The 17594-nt window shown below is 73.0% G+C and carries 18 protein-coding genes, 1 tRNA gene and 1 pseudogene; 6 read left to right on the top strand and 14 right to left on the bottom strand.

Annotated features, from left to right (window positions below):
• Positions 1-101 precede the first annotated feature (101 nt).
• On the bottom strand, positions 102-1631 hold the full coding sequence (locus tag ACFYON_RS18840; RefSeq protein ID WP_354866720.1) for a peptide deformylase: 1530 nt from the start codon (positions 1629-1631) through the stop codon (positions 102-104).
• Positions 1632-1949: 318 nt separating this feature from the next.
• Between ACFYON_RS18840 and ACFYON_RS18835 the strand changes: the two genes are divergently transcribed.
• On the top strand, positions 1950-2732 hold the full coding sequence (locus ACFYON_RS18835) for a hypothetical protein (protein WP_355014993.1): 783 nt from the start codon (positions 1950-1952) through the stop codon (positions 2730-2732).
• A 4-nt stretch (positions 2733-2736) separates the two neighbouring features.
• Here ACFYON_RS18835 and ACFYON_RS18830 read toward each other — a convergent pair whose 3' ends face one another.
• Positions 2737-4515: a hypothetical protein gene (locus ACFYON_RS18830; RefSeq protein WP_354866719.1), complete on the bottom strand. Its 1779-nt coding sequence runs from the start codon at positions 4513-4515 to the stop codon at positions 2737-2739.
• A 208-nt stretch (positions 4516-4723) separates the two neighbouring features.
• Here ACFYON_RS18830 and ACFYON_RS18825 point away from each other — a divergent pair, with 208 nt between their 5' ends.
• On the top strand, positions 4724-5434 hold the full coding sequence (locus ACFYON_RS18825) for a class I SAM-dependent methyltransferase (RefSeq protein WP_354866717.1): 711 nt from the start codon (positions 4724-4726) through the stop codon (positions 5432-5434).
• Positions 5435-5466: 32 nt separating this feature from the next.
• On the opposite strand, the gene ACFYON_RS18820 is transcribed toward ACFYON_RS18825, so the two are convergent.
• The 3 genes from ACFYON_RS18820 to ACFYON_RS18810 form a co-directional block, all read right to left on the bottom strand.
• Positions 5467-6000, bottom strand: a complete 534-nt coding sequence (locus tag ACFYON_RS18820) for a YbhB/YbcL family Raf kinase inhibitor-like protein (RefSeq protein ID WP_387320959.1) — start codon at positions 5998-6000, stop codon at positions 5467-5469.
• Positions 6001-6040: 40 nt separating this feature from the next.
• Complete coding sequence (locus ACFYON_RS18815; protein ID WP_354866713.1) at positions 6041-6730, bottom strand: DNA alkylation repair protein; 690 nt, start codon at positions 6728-6730, stop codon at positions 6041-6043.
• A gap of 179 nt (positions 6731-6909) precedes the next feature.
• Positions 6910-6999: transfer RNA gene (locus tag ACFYON_RS18810), tRNA-Ser, on the bottom strand.
• A 309-nt stretch (positions 7000-7308) separates the two neighbouring features.
• Between ACFYON_RS18810 and ACFYON_RS18805 the strand changes: the two are divergent.
• Positions 7309-8016, top strand: a pseudogene (locus ACFYON_RS18805) (NAD(P)H-quinone oxidoreductase); the annotation flags it as partial.
• 16 nt (positions 8017-8032) lie between these two features.
• On the opposite strand, the gene soxR reads toward ACFYON_RS18805, so the two are convergent.
• On the bottom strand, positions 8033-8485 hold the full coding sequence (soxR, locus tag ACFYON_RS18800) for a redox-sensitive transcriptional activator SoxR (RefSeq protein WP_354866709.1): 453 nt from the start codon (positions 8483-8485) through the stop codon (positions 8033-8035).
• A gap of 46 nt (positions 8486-8531) precedes the next feature.
• Here soxR and ACFYON_RS18795 point away from each other — a divergent pair, with 46 nt between their 5' ends.
• On the top strand, positions 8532-9215 hold the full coding sequence (locus ACFYON_RS18795; protein ID WP_354866707.1) for a transketolase: 684 nt from the start codon (positions 8532-8534) through the stop codon (positions 9213-9215).
• A gap of 14 nt (positions 9216-9229) precedes the next feature.
• Complete coding sequence (locus tag ACFYON_RS18790) at positions 9230-10105, top strand: transketolase (RefSeq protein ID WP_354866794.1); 876 nt, start codon at positions 9230-9232, stop codon at positions 10103-10105.
• A 69-nt stretch (positions 10106-10174) separates the two neighbouring features.
• On the opposite strand, the gene ACFYON_RS18785 is transcribed toward ACFYON_RS18790, so the two are convergent.
• The 6 genes from ACFYON_RS18785 to ACFYON_RS18760 all read right to left on the bottom strand — a co-directional run bounded on the left by ACFYON_RS18785 (position 10175) and on the right by ACFYON_RS18760 (position 15551).
• Complete coding sequence (locus tag ACFYON_RS18785; protein ID WP_354866705.1) at positions 10175-10885, bottom strand: glycosyltransferase family 2 protein; 711 nt, start codon at positions 10883-10885, stop codon at positions 10175-10177.
• A gap of 79 nt (positions 10886-10964) precedes the next feature.
• Positions 10965-11552, bottom strand: coding sequence for a hypothetical protein (locus ACFYON_RS18780; RefSeq protein WP_354866703.1), 588 nt, complete (start codon positions 11550-11552; stop codon positions 10965-10967).
• Positions 11553-11610: 58 nt separating this feature from the next.
• Positions 11611-13017: a HAMP domain-containing sensor histidine kinase gene (locus tag ACFYON_RS18775; protein WP_354866701.1), complete on the bottom strand. Its 1407-nt coding sequence runs from the start codon at positions 13015-13017 to the stop codon at positions 11611-11613.
• Positions 13010-13693 (bottom strand): response regulator transcription factor, encoded by a 684-nt coding sequence (locus tag ACFYON_RS18770; RefSeq protein WP_354866699.1) that lies wholly within the window; start codon positions 13691-13693, stop codon positions 13010-13012. The genes ACFYON_RS18775 and ACFYON_RS18770 overlap by 8 nt, the downstream gene beginning before the upstream one ends.
• 65 nt (positions 13694-13758) lie before the next feature.
• Entirely contained in the window at positions 13759-14271 is a 513-nt protein-coding gene (locus ACFYON_RS18765) for a hypothetical protein (RefSeq protein ID WP_354866697.1), read from the bottom strand.
• A 107-nt stretch (positions 14272-14378) separates the two neighbouring features.
• Positions 14379-15551, bottom strand: coding sequence for an acetyl-CoA C-acyltransferase (locus tag ACFYON_RS18760; RefSeq protein ID WP_354866695.1), 1173 nt, complete (start codon positions 15549-15551; stop codon positions 14379-14381).
• Positions 15552-15650: 99 nt separating this feature from the next.
• Between ACFYON_RS18760 and ACFYON_RS18755 the strand changes: the two genes are divergently transcribed.
• Positions 15651-16085 (top strand): PH domain-containing protein, encoded by a 435-nt coding sequence (locus ACFYON_RS18755; RefSeq protein ID WP_354866693.1) that lies wholly within the window; start codon positions 15651-15653, stop codon positions 16083-16085.
• A 3-nt stretch (positions 16086-16088) separates the two neighbouring features.
• Here ACFYON_RS18755 and ACFYON_RS18750 read toward each other — a convergent pair whose 3' ends face one another.
• A complete protein-coding gene (locus ACFYON_RS18750) occupies positions 16089-17030 on the bottom strand; it encodes a rhomboid family intramembrane serine protease (protein ID WP_354866691.1) in 942 nt (313 codons plus the stop codon).
• 25 nt (positions 17031-17055) lie between these two features.
• On the bottom strand, positions 17056-17586 hold the full coding sequence (locus tag ACFYON_RS18745; protein ID WP_354866689.1) for a peptidylprolyl isomerase: 531 nt from the start codon (positions 17584-17586) through the stop codon (positions 17056-17058).
• Positions 17587-17594 lie beyond the last annotated feature (8 nt).

The raw sequence follows: 17594 nt of genomic DNA, 5'->3' as shown, positions 1-17594 counted from the left end.
CCTCCACACCCCCCCCCCCCGCCGCGCCCCGCCCCCCCCCCCGCCGCGCGCCCCCCCCCCCCCCCCCCCCCCCCCCCCCCCCCCCCCCCCGGCCCCCGTTCTCAGTAGCGCCAGGGGTTTCCGGTCTCGCGGTACTCCTCCACCGGGACCAGTGGCACGCCGGGCGCCATCCGGTCGACGTAGAGGCGCCCGTCCAGGTGGTCGATCTCGTGCGCGACCAGCCGCGCCATCGCGTACTCGAAGGACGTGATCACCCGGCTGCCGTCCCACAGGGCGTGCTCCACGTCGATCCGCAGCGGCCGGGGCACCAGGCCGCGGTGGTCGAAGAAGGAGAGGCATCCCTCGTACTGCTCGTCGGTCTCCGCGGCGGCGTCCACCACCCGGGGGTTGAGCAGCACCACCGGGTCGGCCGCGCGGTCGGCCGGGCGCACGAGCGCGGCGGACCAGCCGATGCCGAGCTGCGGGGCGGCCAGGCCGACGCCCTTGCTGAACGGGTGCAGCTCGTCCAGGCGGGCCAGCATCACGGCGAGCCGGTCGATCACCTGCCGGGCGTGCTGTTCGTCGGCCGGGAGGTCGAACTGGCGGGCCCGCTGCCGCAGCAGGTCGTCGCCGCGCTGCACGATGCCCACGGCCCGCATCCGGTCGCTGGCCCGCACCCGGGCGCCGCCGACGGGCGCGCTGTCCGGCTCGGCGTCCGGCTCGGGGCTGCGGAACCGCCACTGCATCCGGTATCGGGCGTTCAGCGGCGGATCGTCGGTCCCCCAGCCGAAGATCACCCGGTCGCCGTCCACGGCCCGCTGGATCGGGGTACGCAGCGGCCCTTCCTCCGCCGACAGCGAGGTCTCCGCTCCCCACACCTTGGGGTCGAGGTCCGCGGGCAGGTCGAGCCGCACCGCCAGGTGCCGGGTGGGCAGGCGTACGGCGCGCTGGAACCAGGGGCCCCACTTGTCCCGGCCGACGCGGTACGCGTACTCGATGGTGACCCGGTCGCCGGGATAGAGCGGAAAGCGTCCCTCGTCGTTCTCGAACAGCACCCAGATCTCCTTGAACGCGTCCCGGTCGTGCTTGGCGCGCCAGTGCATCGGTTCGCGTCCGTTCCCGTCGTCCCGATACGCGGTGAGCTGCAGTTCGGCGAAGGTGAGCGGGTGTTCCCGGTGGTGCCGGTTGGAGCGGCCCGGGTCGTTGGGGTAGCGGTCGACGGCGACCCGGACCAGGTAGCGGGTGACCGGTTCGGTGCCCGCGTTGTACAGCTCCCGGCTGATCGCGCAGTGGTAGCCGTCCCCGGTGTAGGTGAGCGTGGCCATCTCCTGTTCCACCACCAGGCCGGTGCCCGGGGGCAGCCACTGGCCGGGAACCGTGTCACGGTGCGCCGCGCCGGCCCGGCCGTGCCGCAGCTCGTCGTACTCCCGGAAGCGCTGCCAGATCGCGCCGCCGGCCTCCAGGACGGCCTCGGCCCGGCGGGCGAAGTCCTCGGTGGGGCGGTGCCGGCGCCCTTCGACGTGGCTGACGTAGGACGGGTCGAAGCCCATGAGCGTCGCCAGCTGCTTCTTGGACAGCCCTCGGCCGGTACGGTGCTGGGCGAGTGCCGTCGCGAACGAGTCGGCGGCACGCTCGATCGGTGAGGTCGTCATCAGCTTCCTCGCACGCGGGAAGACCATTTTCACGTTCGGTGGCCGAACGTGTACGGAAACTGCCTCGTATTCGACATTCACCTTGACTTTTCAGCGACGTACGTCGATCATTACGTCGTCTGCCGCCGGCCTCCGGCGGCGTTTTTCGTCTCCCGGGCCGGGTAGTCACCGACCGAGCGGAGTGACCGGGACCTCCCCGCGATGCCCGGACGCCACTTCCCTCCCGCCTGAGGAGTAGTTAGGCTAGCCTTAGCTTTGGTCGACGGCACGCGCCGACCGGTACGGCGAGCAGACAGGGGACGCCAGGTGACTGCGGTGATGCCGGGGCGCGACGCCGCCACCCCGCTCGCCCCGGTGACCGCGACCCTGCGCGCCATGTTCGGCACCGACGACCTGCCCGGGCTCGCGCCCGGCCTGCTGGTCCACGACGAGCTGGACCGCTGGTCCCCCGCCACCCGGCTGATCGACGGCACGCTGCTGGCCCAGTTCCTGACCGCCGCCGGCCGCCGCTGGGGAGGCACCCCGCACGCCTGCGCCGCGCTGGCCTGGAAGTCCTACAGCTACTGGACCGCGCTGCCCGCGGTGCTCGGCTGGGCGTCCGCGCGCCGGGTGCCGCTGCTCGACGCGACCGACGTGCTCGTGCACTTCGAGGACCACCACCAGCTCCTCACGCTGGGGCTGCGCGCCTCGACGCCGGTGGCGGTGCTGCCCGGCGACCCGCTGGCGCTGGCCGGCGCTCCGGGCGTACGGGTGGTCCCGGACGAGGCGGCGCTGCTCGGCGCGCTGCGCGCGTCCCTGCTCGACGCCCACTTCGCCCCGCTGATCGCGGCCATCCAGGGCGAGGTCCGGATCGGCACCCGTACGCTGCTCGGCTCCGTGGCCTCCGGCATCGCGCACGGCATCCTGCGCGCGTCGGACGCGCTGCCCGGCTCGTCCACGGCGACCGTCGGCACGCTGCTCGACGCGCTCGATCTGAGCGACCTGGTCGAGCTGGTGCCCGGCCCGGCCGGCGAGCCGACGGTGCAGCGGCGCACCTGCTGCCTGGCGTTCACGCTGCCCCGGCCCAAGGTGTGCCAGGGCTGCTGCGTCCGCCAGGGCTGACCGCTCAGTCGACCAGCGGCCGGACGTCCCACAACCAGACCCCGCCGGTGCGTCTCGGCGTGATCCCGCTCAGCTCCGTCATCGCCCGGCGCAGCGCCTCCGCCTGCGGCAGCCGGGGGTCGAGGAGCACCGCCCCGGCCCGCCAGTAGCGGAGGTCGTCCACGGCGGCCACCCGGTCCTGCGGCGTGATCGGCGGCACCGCGTCGGTACGCCGTACCGTCTCGAAGAACGTGCTGGTGGGACGCGGCGGCGCGGTGAAAAGGGCGATCCGGTCCCCGCCGGGGCGGGTGTCCGGGTAGAGGAAGTAGCCGCGGGCCAGCGGCATGTCCAGCCGGGTCTCGGCGGACCAACGCAGCGGGACCGCGTACGTGGTGTCCGGTAGCGGCAGCGTGACGACGCTCCGGCCGTCGGCGACGTACGGACGCCAGGCGCCGGAGGTGACGAACGCCGGGGTCGGGTCGAGGCGCTTGGCGGGCAGCGGGGTGGGCAGGATCGGCACGAGCGCCATGGCGAGCACGGTGACCGTGGCGAACCGGATCCGGCCGTGCGCGTCCGGGTGCCGTACGGCGAGCCGCCGGGCCCGGTCCGCGCCGAACGCGAGCAGCACGCCGATGATCGGGGTGAGGGCGAGCGACCAGCGGGTGGGCACCACCGAGTGCAGGACCGGCAGGTTCTCCAGCGCGGCCCACGGGCCGGGTACACCGGTGTCCCGCCCGTCGTAGCGGATCTCCCGGCCGAGGGAGAAGAGGGCGAACACGAGCCCGAGCGCGGCGAGCCCGAGCACCACCGCGTTGCGGCGCAGCCACCAGACCAGCGCGATCACCAGGATCACCAGCGGCCAGCCGAAGAACGCGTTCTCCTCGGTGGCGTTCTTGACGAGCGGTTCGCTGCCCCGGGCGTCGCCAGCTACCGACTCCCGGGACCAGGCCAGGTACGCGGCGAGGTCGGTGGAGTAGCCCCGGATCAGCGTGGAGAGCCCGCTGTACGAGCCGGGGCCGAAGAACTGGACCCAGAGCGGGTATGCGAGCAGCGCCCCGGCGACCACCGCGGCCACCCCGAGTCCGGCGGCGAACGGGCGGGCCGCCGAGCGCAGCGCGGGACGGCCGAGCGCCAGCGCGAGGACCACCACGCCGAGGCCGATGGCGGTCATCAGCAGGATCTCCAGGTTGAGGAACGCCTGCCAGACGATCACCAGGGCGAGCAGTACGCCGTTGCGCAGCCACCGGCCGGGCTCGGCCAGCCGCAGCGTCCGCCAGATGATCAGCGGCACCACGAACTGACTGACGATGTTGGGGTGCGAGTTGGCGTGCGAGACCATCGCCGGCGCGAACGCGCAGAAAGCGGCACCGAGCCAGGCCGGACCGCGAGACTTCACGACAACTCGGGAGAGCAGGAAATACCAGGCCACTCCGGTCGCGGCGAGCCCGAGTGTGAGGAAGATCAGGAATGACCAGCGCGGCCCGGCCCAGAGCGTTATCGGGGCCAGCGGTATGGATACGGATAATACGGACGTATTAGCCATCAGATTGACGACGTCCGGCACATTCATCCGGTCGGAGGTGAACGGATAGGCGAAATCAGTGACGACTCGCGCACCGTGCGCCATCATCCATTCGAATTGCGCCTGATCTGTCCGATTATCTCGAATGCCATTGCGGGGATCCGCCCACAGGCGAGCCGTCACCCAGAGTGCGAGCAGCACGAAGCTCAGCACGGCCAGCGCGTCGCTCCGCCCACCCCGCCCCGATTTCGCCGGTTCCACGTCCGCGTCCGGAGTAGTCATGACATTTCAGAGCGTAGTCACGGAATGGCGGCCCCGTGCGAGGTTCCGCGGACTCACGTACCATGTGCCGGGTTCGCCGACCCGCCGATCCGGCGCCCCTCCGGACCACAATTCGGCCACCTCCGTCCCCCGATTTCCCCAACAGGCATCCAGATGGTTGACTCTGACGGTCCAGGCGCGGGTCAGTCATATCGTGAGGAATCGACGCATGGCAGAAATCACTGGGGATCAGCGCGTCCAGTCCGAGGTACTCGAAGGCCTGGCGACAGCTGTCAACCACCGGCAGTGGTTCGTGGAGCTGGCGGTGCCCTACCTCGGTGACAACCCGATCGAGATCGGCAGCGGCCTGGGCGACTACGCCTCGGCCTGGGCCGCCCACGCGCCCCGGATCACCGCCACCGAGGCCGACCCGGACCGGCTGATCCAGCTCAAGGAGCGGCTGTCCGACCTCCCGCACGTCGAGGTCCGGCAGATGCTGCTCCCGCACCACGAGCCCGGCGACTACAGCGCGGCCGTGTCCTACAACGTGCTGGAGCACATCGACGACCACGTCGGCGCGCTGCGCAGCATGCGGGAGCTGGTCCGTCCCGGCGGCGCCGTGGTCATCATCGTGCCGGCGTTCCAGTTCGCCATGAGCCCCGCCGACGTCGCCACCGGCCACGTCCGCCGCTACACGAAGAAGACGCTCGCCGCGGCGATGACCGAGGCGGGCCTGACCGTCGAGCGGATCCACTACGCCAACGCGCTCGGCCTGATCGGCTACTTCATGGCCACCAAGGTCTTCCGGCTGATGCCGAAGGAGGGCCCGATGGTCAAGGTGTACGACACCCTCGTCCTGCCCGTCACCAAGGCCGCCGAGCAGCGCTTCCGGCCGCCGTTCGGCCAGTCCGTCTTCGCCGTGGCCCGCGTACCGGCCTGAGGCCGGGGGCCGCGACGGCCCCCGGCCGCCGGTCACTCCTTGATCTGGTACGTCGGGCGGATGACCGCCCGTGCCAGGGTGTGGAACGCCAGGTTGAAGCCGACGAAGGCCGGGCTGGCCCCGGCGGGGATGTCGAGGCGGTCCACGTCCACCGCGTGCACCGCGAACACGTACCGGTGCGGGCGGTCACCGGCGGGCGGCGCGGCGCCGCCGTAGCCGGTCTCGCCGTAGTCGTTGCGGACGCTGAACGCGCCGCCCAGGTCGGCCTCCCGCACGCCGCTGGGCAGCTCGGTGACGGACGCGGGGAGGTTCACCAGCACCCAGTGCCAGAAGCCGCTGCCGGTCGGGGCGTCCGGGTCGAAGCAGGTGACCACGAAGCTCCTGGTCTCGGCGGGGAAGCCCGACCAGGACAGCTGCGGTGAGACGTTCTCGCCGCCGGTGCTGCCGTGCGCGTACCGGGCGTCCATCGGCTCGCCGTTGTGCACGTCGTCGCTGGTCAGGTCGAACGACGGCACCGTCGGCAGCAGCTCGTACGGGTCCGGGGCGATCGGTCGTTCCAGGGTCATCGAAACGGTCCTTCCGGGTACGCGAATGTCCTGCGCCCCTTCATACCCCGTTGTCCGCGCCACCGTGCTGTCGGCGCACCATCTCGTTGATCCAGACCGGCGCGTACGGCGACGTGCACCCAGGTGACGTCGGATAGTCCTTCAGCACCCCGAGCCGCTCGCCGATCCCGATCGCGCGCTCCCGGTACGCAGCATGCTCGATCCCGATCTGCGCCAGGCAGTGGTTCATCGCCCACTGGAGGTGCTCCGGCGCGCCGGCCATCTCCGCCTCGATCACGTCGAGCAGGGCGGCCAGGTCCAGCCCGTCCGGGTTCCGCGCCACCCGCTCGGTGGTCAGGGCCCACCCGGCGCTCGCCACCACCGGATCCGGATCGGTCGACCAGGCCAGGCGCAGCGGCTCCGCGTGCGGGCTCTTCTTCACCACGTAGTTCACCAGCCAGTCGTGCACCTTGGGCGTACGCGCCTCCCGCAGCATCGCGTCCAGCTCGTCCCGCCCGTACGCCTTCGGCCGGCAGATCAGCAGTGCCAGCAGCCGGGCCGCACTGTCGCCGGTCGCCCACAGCTCGCGGGCCAGGTCCTGCTGCGTCTTCAGCCGCTTGGCGATCACCCGCAGCTTGCCCAGGTTGACGCCGTGGTCGTCGCCGTGCCGCTCGTTGACCGCGCGGATCTTCGGGTCGTCGAGCGCGGCCAGCTCGGCCATCACCCCGGCCACCGTCGTCGTCTCTGCCACCCCGGCCTCCCGCCGTCGCCGCGACCCGCAGCCTACGGGTGGTCCGGCGCTCCCGCGCCCCAGTTCTGGACACGATGCTCGCGGCGTCACCGGCCAACAAGCGCTGACGGATTCCCACGGTCAGATTCAAGCCGAGGAAACGGAACTGGCGCTGATCAGGAAGCATGTTGCTGTCCAGGTGGCGGAGGGTGTGGGATTCGAACCCACGAAGACATCGCTGCCTTACCGGTTTTCAAGACCAGCGCCATCGGCCACTAGGCGAACCCTCCCGGCACGCCCCCGAGGGGTGCGCGACCGGGGACCAGTCTGCCACGAACGCCGTACCGGGCAAGCCGCCGTCCCACCTCCGCTGCGAGAACGGGTGCGTGTGGGAGAGCCCGGCAGTGGTGCTGATCAGCGGAATCATGGCCGCCGACGAGTCCACTGTGGCCGACAGGGCTGGCGCGGCGGCCGCCCCGGGCGGTGCACCTTCGCGACGACGTGTTCCGCCGCATGATCGTCAGCGGGGGGCCGACATGAGGGTGACGGAGATCCTCGCCCGCGCGTGGACCGACGGGCAGATCGGGTAAGACTGAACCATGCGCGCGATCACGATCACGGAACCCGGCGGACCCGAGGCGCTCGTCTGGACCCAGGTGCCGGACCCGGAGCCCGGCCCCGGTGAGGTGATCGTCGAGGTGCGCGCGAGCGCGGTGAACCGGGCCGACCTGTTGCAGCGGCAGGGCCACTACCCGCCGCCGCCGGGCGCGTCCGCGTACCCCGGTCTGGAGTGTTCGGGGACGGTGCGTGCGCTCGGTCCCGGCGTGACCGGCTGGTCGGTGGGCCAGGAGGTCTGCGCGCTGCTGGCCGGCGGCGGGTACGCCGAGCAGGTGGCCGTGCCGGCCGGGCAGTTGCTGCCGGTGCCGGCCGGGGTGGATCTGGTCGACGCGGCGGCGCTGCCGGAGGTGGCCTGCACGGTCTGGTCGAACGTGGTGGACCTGGCCCGGCTGGCCGAGGGGGACACGCTGCTGGTGCACGGCGGTGGCAGCGGGATCGGCACGTTCGCTATCCAGCTCGGCGTGGCGCTCGGCGCGACGGTGGTGACGACCGCCCGAGCGGCGAAGCACGAGCCGCTGCGGGAGCTGGGCGCCGCGCACACGATCGACTACCGCGAGCAGGACTTCGTCGACGAGGTACGCCGGGTCACCGGCGGCCGGGGCGCGGACGTGATCCTGGACATCATGGGCGCGTCCTACCTGCCCCGGAACGTGGCGGCGCTGGCAACCGGCGGGCGGCTCGTGGTGCTGCTGGTCCGGTGAGGGGTCAGCCCTGGCCGGGGCGCGGGAGCATGAGGCGCGGGCCGGGGCCCTCGGTGGCGAGCGAGTCGCCGGGGTTGTAGAGCGTGCAGCGCTGCAAGGACAGGCAGCCGCAGCCGATGCAGCCGTCCAGGTCGTCGCGGAGCTTGCCGAGCAGCCGGATCCGCTCGTCCAGCCGGTCCCGCCAGGCGCGGGACAGCGCGGCCCAGTCGTCGGGCGTGGGGGTACGCCCCGACGGCAGCGAGTCGAGCGCCGCCCGGATCTCCTCCAGCGAGACACCGACCTGCTGGGAGATCCGGATGAAGGCCACCCGGCGCAGCTCGGTGCGCGCGTAGCGGCGCTGGTTCCCGCCGGTGCGGGCGGCGTGGATCAGGCCGAGCCGCTCGTAGTAGCGCAGCGCCGAGGGGGCGACGCCGCTGCGGTCGGCGAGCTGCCCGATGGTCAGTGTTGCTTCGTGCATCACACGGCCTTGAGTTGAAGTTCGCTTCAAGTCGGAGGCTATCGGTATGACGACGACCACCGCCACCGAGTTGGGCGCGCTGCTGGACCGGGTGCGCGCCGGCCGCGAGTTCGGCGCCAACGTGTACTCGACGCTCGACGTGCTCCAGGTGCTCTACGACCGGGTGCTCCGGGTCACCCCGGCCACCGTGGCCGACCCGGACCGGGACCGCTTCCTGCTCTCCAAGGGCCACGCGGTCGCCGGTTACTACGCGCTGCTCGCCGCCCGCGGCTTCGTACCGCCCGAGTGGCTGGACGACCAGGGCGGCCCGGCGAGCCGGCTCGGCGACCACCCCGACCGCACGCTGGTGCCGGGCGTCGAGATCGGTTCCGGTTCGCTCGGCCACGGCCTCGGGCTGGGCGTGGGCACCGTGCTCGGCCTGCGGGCCCAGGGCCGCACCGGACCCCGGGTGTACGTGCTGCTCGGCGACGCCGAACTGGACGAGGGCTCCAACCACGAGGCGATCGCGTACGCGGGCGCGACCGGGCTGGGCAACCTGACCGCGATCGTGCTGGACAACCGCTCGGCCACGCACGGTTGGCCGGGCGGCGCGGCGAGCCGGTTCACGGTGAACGGGTGGAGCGCCACCACAGTCGACGGGCGCGACCACGACGCCCTGCACACCGCCCTCACCGGGCACGACGAGCACCGGCCGCACGTCGTCGTCGCGGTCGTCACGGACGGGGAGTGACGATGAGCAGCACCATGCGGGACGCGTTCGTGACAAGCACCGAGGAGGTGCTCGCCGATCCGCGTACGACAGTCGTGCTCGCCGACATCTCCGCCGACGCGTTCGAGCCGGCCGCCGCCCGGTACCCGGACCGGGTGATCAACGTGGGCATCCGGGAGCAGTTGATGATCGGGGTGGCCGGTGGGCTGGCGCTGACCGGGCAGCGGCCGATCGTGCACAGCTACGCCCCGTTCCTGGTCGAGCGGGCGTACGAGCAGATCAAGCTGGACCTCGACCACCAGGACGTCGGCGCGGTGCTCGTCGGCATCGGCGGCTCGTACGACCGGGCGGCGGCGGGACGCACCCACCTCGCGCCGGCCGACGTGGCGCTGCTCGACACGCTCCACTGCTGGACCGTGCACGTGCCGGGGCACCCGGACGAGGTCCGGCCACTGCTGCGAAACGTGGTGTGCGGGCAGGAATCGGCGTACCTGCGGTTGTCCGTCCAGACCAACGCGCAGGCGTACCCGCAGGCGGGCGACCTGCACGTGGTCCGGGACGCCGGGCCGGGCGCGCCGCTGCTGGTGGCGGTCGGTCCGGTGCTGGACGCGGCGGTGGCCGCGGTCGCCGGCCGGGCGGTCACCGTGGCCTACACCCACCGGCCGCGGCCGTTCGACACGGCCGGGTTGCGGGCGCTCGCCGGCACCGAGGTGATCCTGGTCGAGCCGTACCTGGCGGGCACCTCGGCGCGGGTGGTGTCCGAGGCGCTGACCGACCGGCCGCACCGGCTGCTCGCGCTCGGGGTGGGCCGCAGGGACCTGCGCCGCTACGGCAGCACCGAGGACCACGAGCGCTGGCACGGCCTGGACGCCGCAGGGCTGCGCCGCTCGGTCGATGCGTTCCTCACCTGAACGGCCCGGACACGACGGAACCCCGCGACCTCGGCTCGTGCCGGGATCCCGGGGTTCCGTCGGTGGGGCTCAGTGCGCGGCGGAGGGACCGGCCGGGCGGCGGCGGGCGCGCTCGCGGGCCAGGATCCAGATCGCCTCGACGCCGTCCTTCCAGGTGATCTTCTTGCCCTCCTCGCGGCCCCGCGCGCGGTAGCTGATCGGCACCTCGTAAGGGCGGATGCGGCGGCGCAGCAGCTTGCCGGTGACCTCGGCCTCCATGCCGAAACCACGGGCGCGGACCTCGAGCGAGCGGTACAGCTCCAGCGGCATCAGCTTGAAGCAGGTCTCCAGGTCGCCGATGTAGGAGTTGTAGAGCACGTTCGCGGCGAGCGTGACGCCCTTGTTGCCCATCACGTACCAGAAGCTGTACGAGCTGTGGCTGCCGAAGGTCCGGTTGCCGTAGACGACAGTCGCCCGGCCGTCCAGCACCGGCTCCAGCAGGCGCGGGATGTCCTGCGGGTCGTACTCCAGGTCGGCGTCGAGGATGACCATGTACTCGCCCTCGGCGCTGTCGACCGCCGTCTTGATGGCCGCGCCCTTACCGGCGTTGCGCTGGTGGGTGATCACCCGTAGGCGGGCGTCGTCGACCCGGCCGAGGACCTCGCCGGTGCCGTCCCGGCTGCCGTCGTCCACGACGACCAGCTCGATCTCGCAGGGGTAGTCGACGGCCAATGCCTGCTTGAGGGCATCCGCGATACGTTCTTCCTCGTTATAGACCGGCATGAGGATCGAGAGCTTCACGGAATCTCCACGGAGGCGATGGCAGGTCGGGGCATAGCGTAGCCTGGCACATTGCTCAGGTCACGACAGGCCAGGCACTCTATTCCTGGCGAAGCGGCACCACCACCAGTCGGGCCACGCTCTTGTCGCCGTCCTTCGCGCCGGCCACCCCGACCGTCGTACCGATCCTGATGTCGGTCGATCGGATCGTGGCCCGCCGCTCGACCACCCGCAGCTTCTCACCGAACGTCCACGTCGCTGTGAAGCCGTCGGTGGACTTGACGGTCATCGACCTGTCGTCGATCGCGGTCACCTCGCCGCGCTGAACCGCCACCGTCTTCGTACCGCCGTCCCTGGTCCGCACCACCGCCTCGCCGTGCAGCGTGTTGCGCCGCAGCAGCACCCGGGCCCGGTGCCGCTTGTGCCCCTCCTTCGCGCGCTCGCCCCTGCCGCCCGGCCCGGCCTGCGGCGTGCCCGACGGCGCCGGCGCGGCGACCGGATCCACGTCCAGTTCGCCGGCCTCCACGCCGAGCGCGGCGAGCGCCTGGCCGTCCACGCCCAGGGCGGCGCTCACCTCGACCGCCTCGCCGGGCGCCGGGCCGGACCGGGCCGCGCCGCACCCGGCGAGCCCGAGCGCCGCGACGGCGAGCAGTGCGGTGGCGCCGGTGACGATTCGCTGACGTGTCATCTGTGGTCCTCTCCTCACGGTGGTGGACCGAGCGTTCCGCACCGACGCGAGAGGACGGTCAAGCCGATGTTCGGGCCCGGTAAGGATCCGCGGGTACCCGGACCGTGAACGCGGCCCCGCCCTCCGGGGCGTGCCCGGCGGCGATGTCCCCGCCGAGCCGCCGGACCAGCCCGGCGGCGAGCGCAAGGCCGAGCCCGCTGCCCACCTTGCGCACCCCCCGGTACCGCTCGTGCAACGCGCCGCGCTCGAACGCCACCCTCAGGTCGTCGTCGGTGAAGCCGGGTCCGCCGTCCCGGACCTCCAGCACCCCGCCGCCGGCCGGGCCGGCCGTCCGCACCGCGAGCACCACCGGCGCCCCCGGGGGTACGACCCGCAGCGCGTTCTCCAGCAGCCCGTCCACCACCTGCCGGATCCGGCCCGGATCGGTGTACGCCGGCACCGGCTCACCCTGCGTCTCCAGCCGGAACGGCACCCCGAGCGCGGCGCACCGGCCGGACCAGGTGCGCTCCGCGTCGACGGCGATCCGGGTCAGGTCGACCGGCACCGGCTCCAGCGGGAAGTCGACCGCTTCCAACCGGGCCAGTGCCAGCAGGTCGCGGACCAGCCGGTCCAGGTGTTCGGCCTCGGCGAGCACGGTCCGGCCGGTCGCCGGCACCGCGTCGGCCTCGATCACCCCGTCGGCCAGCGCCTCGGCATAGCCGCGGATGGCGGTGAGCGGGGTACGCAACTCGTGCGAGACGGAGAGCAGGAACTCGCGCTGCCGTCCCTCGCTCGTGGCGAGCGCGGCGGCCAGGCCGTTCAGCGCGTACGCCAGGTCCGCCACCTCGTCGGGCGGCTCGACCGGCACCCGGACCGCCCGGTCCCCGGCACGCAGCCGCGCGGCGGCCGTGGCGGCGGTACGGATCGGCCGGGCCAGCCGGCGGGCGAGCAGCGCTCCGGCGGCCGCCCCGGCGGCGAGCCCGGCAAGCAGCGGCAGCCAGAGCCCACGCAGCACCTGCCGCCAGGGTCCGGTGCTACGGGCCCGGGTCAGCACCACCCCGTCCCGGCCGGGCAGCGCCCGCGCCTCGACCAGCCGGCGTTCCCCGTCGACCAGCCGCCGGCCGGAGACGTTCTCACCACCGGCCACCCGTGTCACGAGCGGTCTGGGCAGGCCCGGCCGGTCGGCCCGGCCGTCGCGGATCACGTACACCTCGATCTGCTGCTGTCGCAGTTGCCGGACGAGCCGGTCCCCGGCGCTGTCGCGCTGGCGGGCCGGCCGCACCCGGAGCACGTCGGCGGCGAGCCGGGCCTGGGCAGCGAGCGCCTCCTGGTCCCGGCGCTCCGCGCCGCGTACCGCCAGGGGCACCGCGACGAGCGCGGTGACGAGCACCGACACCAGCGCCACCGCGCAGGTGGCCAGCACGGCGCGGGCGGTGAGCGTCCGCCCGGGACGGCGCCGCGTCGGCCCGGTCCGTTGTTCAGGCATCGGCCGCGTATCCGACGCCCCGATGGGTGCGGATCACGCTCGCCGGGCCGAGTTTGGCCCGTACCTGCGCCACGTGCACGTCGACGGTCCGGGTGCCGGCGTGTGCCGCGTACCCCCACACGCCGGCCAGCAGTTCCTCCCGGGTGAACACCCGGCCGGGGCGGGCCATCAGGTGGGCCAGCAGGTCGAACTCGGTGGAGGTGAGCTGCACCGCCGTACCGGCGGCGGTCACCGTCCGGCGGCCCGGGTCGAGCGTGACGGCACCGAGCGTGCGGGGCTGGCCGGCGGGCGTGCCGGCGGTGCGGCGGAGCACCGCCCGTAACCGGGCGAGCAGCTCACGAGGGCTGAACGGCTTGGTGACGTAGTCGTCAGCGCCCAGTTCCAGGCCGACGACGCGGTCCACCTCGTCGTCGCGGGCGGTGAGGAAGATGACCGGCGTCCAGTCGCCGTCCGCGCGCAGCCTGCGGCAGATCTCGGTGCCGGCCAGGCCGGGCAGCGCGATGTCGAGCACGCAGGCCACCGGGCGCAGGCGCCGCGCGGCGGCCAGCCCGGCCTCGCCGTCACGTTCCAGGTGTACGCCGAACCCGTCCCGGGTCAGATAGAGCCGGACCAGGTCGGCGATGGCCGGCTCGTCCTCCACCACGAGGACGAGTCCGGGCGGGGCGGCGATGGTCACCGGCCCATGATGACCGACCGGTGGCCGCCCGGCGGCTCAGTGGATGTTCGGATCCGGTAAGGACGTCAGCGAGCCGTAGCCGGACGCAGCACCGGGGGCCGGGCGTCCGCGAGCGACTCACCGATGGTCGCCACCACCCGCTCGGCCGGGGTACGCAGGCGGGTCCGGAAGGCGTGGTTGAGCAGCGCGTCGAGCTGCCACACCTGCTTCGGATGACGGGTACGCAGGACGAAGCGCTCGCGTGCCCCGTCGATCGCGGTCGCCGCCAGTCCCACGCAGTGCGCGCGGGCGTCCGGGCTCCACGTCACGTTGCTCAGCTCGCGCAGTTCGGTGTTGAGGTGCAGGCGCAGCCGGTGCAGCACCCGGGTCTGCCGGGTGACCACCAGGCGGCGGTGGGTGAGCAGCATCAGGTAGTCGCCGCCGATCGGGTCGTCCGGGCGGCTGCATCGGGTGACCAGGATGGTCGCGTCGCCGGAGCCGACGCACCGGCGGAACACCGGCATGTGCCGGGTGACGGTCTGGGTCGCCAGGCCGGTGTCGGCGGCGGCCGGAAGGAACGTTCGCGAGAACACGTCCATGTCAGGTGCAACGAGCCGATGACCTGGGGTGATATGGGCCACGACCGATTTCTGGAACTTCCACACCTGCACGTCGCACCAGCGGTGCGACTCCGCCGCCGGTCGGATCAGAGCAGCTCGACGATCGTGGCGTTGGCCATGCCGCCTCCCTCGCACATGGTCTGGAGGCCGTAGCGGATGCCGTTGTCCCGCATGTGCTGGAGCATCGTGGTCATGATCCGCGCACCGGACCCGCCGAGCGGGTGACCCAGCGCGATGGCCCCGCCCCGGGGGTTGAGCCGCTCCGGGTCCGCCTCGGTCTCGGCCAGCCAGGCCAGCGGCACCGAGGCGAACGCCTCGTTCACCTCGTACACCCCGATCTCCTCGATGCCCAGCCCCGCGCGGCGCAGCGCCTTCGCGGTGGCCGGGATCGGCGCGGTGAGCATGGTGACCGGGTCGTCGGCGGCGACCACGGCGGTGTGCACCCGGGCCAGCGGGCGCAGGCCGTGCCGGCTGGCCCACTCGGCCGTGGTGACCGCGAGCGCGGCGGCGCCGTCGGAGATCTGCGACGCGGACCCGGCGGTGACCACGCCGTCGGCGCGGAACGGGGTGGCCAGCTCGCCCAGCTTCGCCAGCGAGGTGTCACGGCGGATGCCCTCGTCGGCGGAGAACTTGCCGCCGTCGGCGAGCGCCACCGGCGCCAGCTCGGCCTCGAACGCGCCCGCGTCCTGTGCGGCTGCCGCCTTCTCGTGGCTGGCCAGCGCGAACTCGTCGAGCTGAGTACGCGAGAGGCGCCACCGCTGGGCGATCAGCTCGGCTCCGACGCCCTGGTTGAACGGAAGTGGCGAGTCCGTGGCGACGCCCTCGACACCGCGGTAACGCTCCAGGATCGCCGGGCTGAACGGCATGCCGCCGGCGACGCTGGAACCCATCGGCACCCGGGTCATCGACTCGACGCCACCCGCGACAACCAGGTCGGCCTGGCCGGAGAGGACCGTCGCGGCGGCGAAGTGCAGCGCCTGCTGGCTCGACCCGCACTGGCGGTCGAGCGTGGTGCCGGGGACCGACTCCGGCCAGCCGGCCGCGAGCACGGCGTTGCGGGCCACGTTCCAGGACTGCTCGCCGACCTGCGACACGCAGCCCCACATCACGTCGTCGACCTGGCCGGGATCGATGCCGGTGCGCTCGGCGAGAGCGCGCAGCACGTGCGCTGAGAGGTCGACCGGGTGCACTCCGGCGAGGCTGCCCTTGCGCCGCCCGACCGGGGTCCGTACCGCGCCGACGATGACCGCGTCACTCATGTCTACTCCCGGGTAACCTCGCTTGCCCCGATACTACGTGCTGAGCCGACCGGTCGTCCTCCCCCGGCGTGCGGCCGGGGCGGCTGGCATGCTGGGCGGATGGATCCACAGTCGCCGCCGGCCCGGCAGTGGCGGGTGCCGCGCGAGGTGCCGGTGCTCAAGGCGCTCGGCGCGCTCGCGCTCGTCGCTCTGGGGCTGGTCTTCGCCGGCGGTGACCCGGTCCGTCCGGGGCTGGCCGGGCTGGCCGCCGCCGGTCTGCTCGGCTGGGCGCTGCGCGACGTGGTCGCACCGGTCCGCCTCACCGTCGACCCGGACGGGCTCACCGTGCTACGGGGGTTCGCCGGGCGACGCCGGCTGCCGTGGGACACGGTGGAGGCGATCCGCCTGGACCGGCGCAGCCGACGCGGGATCACCGCCGAGGCGCTGGAGATCGACGCCGGGGAGTCGCTGCACCTGTTCGGCCGCCGCGACCTGGACGCGCCGCTGGACGAGGTGGCGGCGGCGCTGACCGAGGCCCGCCCGACCGCGGGCTGACGCTCAGCCGAGCAGCGCGGCGGTGCGGACGAGGGTCAGGCCGATCAGCGCGACCAGCACGATCGCGCAGCCCGCCACCTGGAACACGGTCCGCCGCGACTGTGGCGCGTACGCCAGGACCAGCGCCACCAGCGCGCCGGCCACCAGGCCGCCGAGGTGCCCGGCCACCGAGATGCTCGGCACGGTGAACGTGAAGATCAGGTTGATCACCAGGATCGGCACGATCGCCGAGGTGTCCCGGCCGAGCCGCCGCATGATCACGAAGATGGCGGCGAACAGGCCGAAGACGGCGGTCGAGGCGCCGGCCGTGAAGCGGTTCGGCTCGGTGAAGACGTAGGCCGCGACGTTGCCGCCCAGCCCGGCGAGCAGGTAGAGCGCCAGGAAGCGCAGCGGCCCGAGCACCGCCTCCAGCGTCCGGCCGAGCACCCAGAGCGCCCACATGTTCAGCAGCAGGTGCAGCACGCCGTAGTGCAGGAACATGGCGGTGACCAGCCGGTACCACTCGCCGTCGGCCACCCCGCCGATGGTGTCGTCGGGGAAGCGCGCCAGGCCGAGCACCGCCCCCCACTCGGTGAGCGGGGTCCCGCTGCCCATCAGGCCGCCCAGGCCGCCACCGGCCACCGCGGCCCCGCTGCGGGCCGAGAGGATGGACAGCAGCATCATCGCCACGTTCAGCGCGATCAGCGCCTTCGTGACGTTGCCCCGGCGGCCGGCGGCACCGCCACCGAAGGCGGTACGCGCCGGCCGCACGCTGCGGCGTCCCTCGGCGACGCACTCCGGGCACTGGTGGCCCACGGAGGCGTCCCGCATGCACTCGGTGCAGACCGGCCGGTCGCACCGGCTGCACCGGATGTACGTCTCCCGACCGGGGTGCCGGTAGCAGACCGGAGTGGTCGGCACCGGACCCCCGGTGGCGTCGCCTGGCTGGCCGAAGCGCTCAGTCATGCGAGCAAAGGTACAGGCGTGCCGCTCAGGACTGCTTGCGCTCGATCTCGACCCGCTCGATCACCACGTCCTGCAGCGGCCGGTCGCTCGGGCCGGTCGGGGTGTTGGCGATCGAGTCGACCACCTTCACGGACTGCTCGTCGGCCACCTGGCCGAAGATGGTGTGCCGGTTGTTCAGGTGTGGCGTGGGCGACACCGTGATGAAGAACTGCGAGCCGTTGGTGCCCGGCCCGGCGTTCGCCATGGCCAGCAGGTACGGCCGGTCGAAGCGCAGCTCGGGGTGGAACTCGTCGGCGAACTTGTAGCCCGGACCACCGCGACCGGTGCCGGTCGGGTCGCCCATCTGAATCATGAAACCGCTGATCACACGGTGCGAGACGGTGCCGTCGTAGTACGGCCCGCTGCCCGGCTGACCGGTGCGCGGATCGGTGTACTCCCGGGTGCCCTCGGCCAGCTCCACGAAGTTGCGGACGGTCTTCGGCGCGTGGTTCGGGAAGAGCTCCAGCCGGATCGGGCCGGCGTTGGTGTGCAAGGTGGCGTAGACAGCCTCGGCCACGGGTACTC

This window comes from Micromonospora sp. NPDC005686, from assembly GCF_042871665.1.
In the GTDB taxonomy this organism is placed as follows: Bacteria; Actinomycetota; Actinomycetes; order Mycobacteriales; family Micromonosporaceae; genus Micromonospora.
The sequence above is the reverse complement of the archived record's forward strand: the minus strand, read 5'-3'. Positions and strand labels throughout refer to the sequence as shown.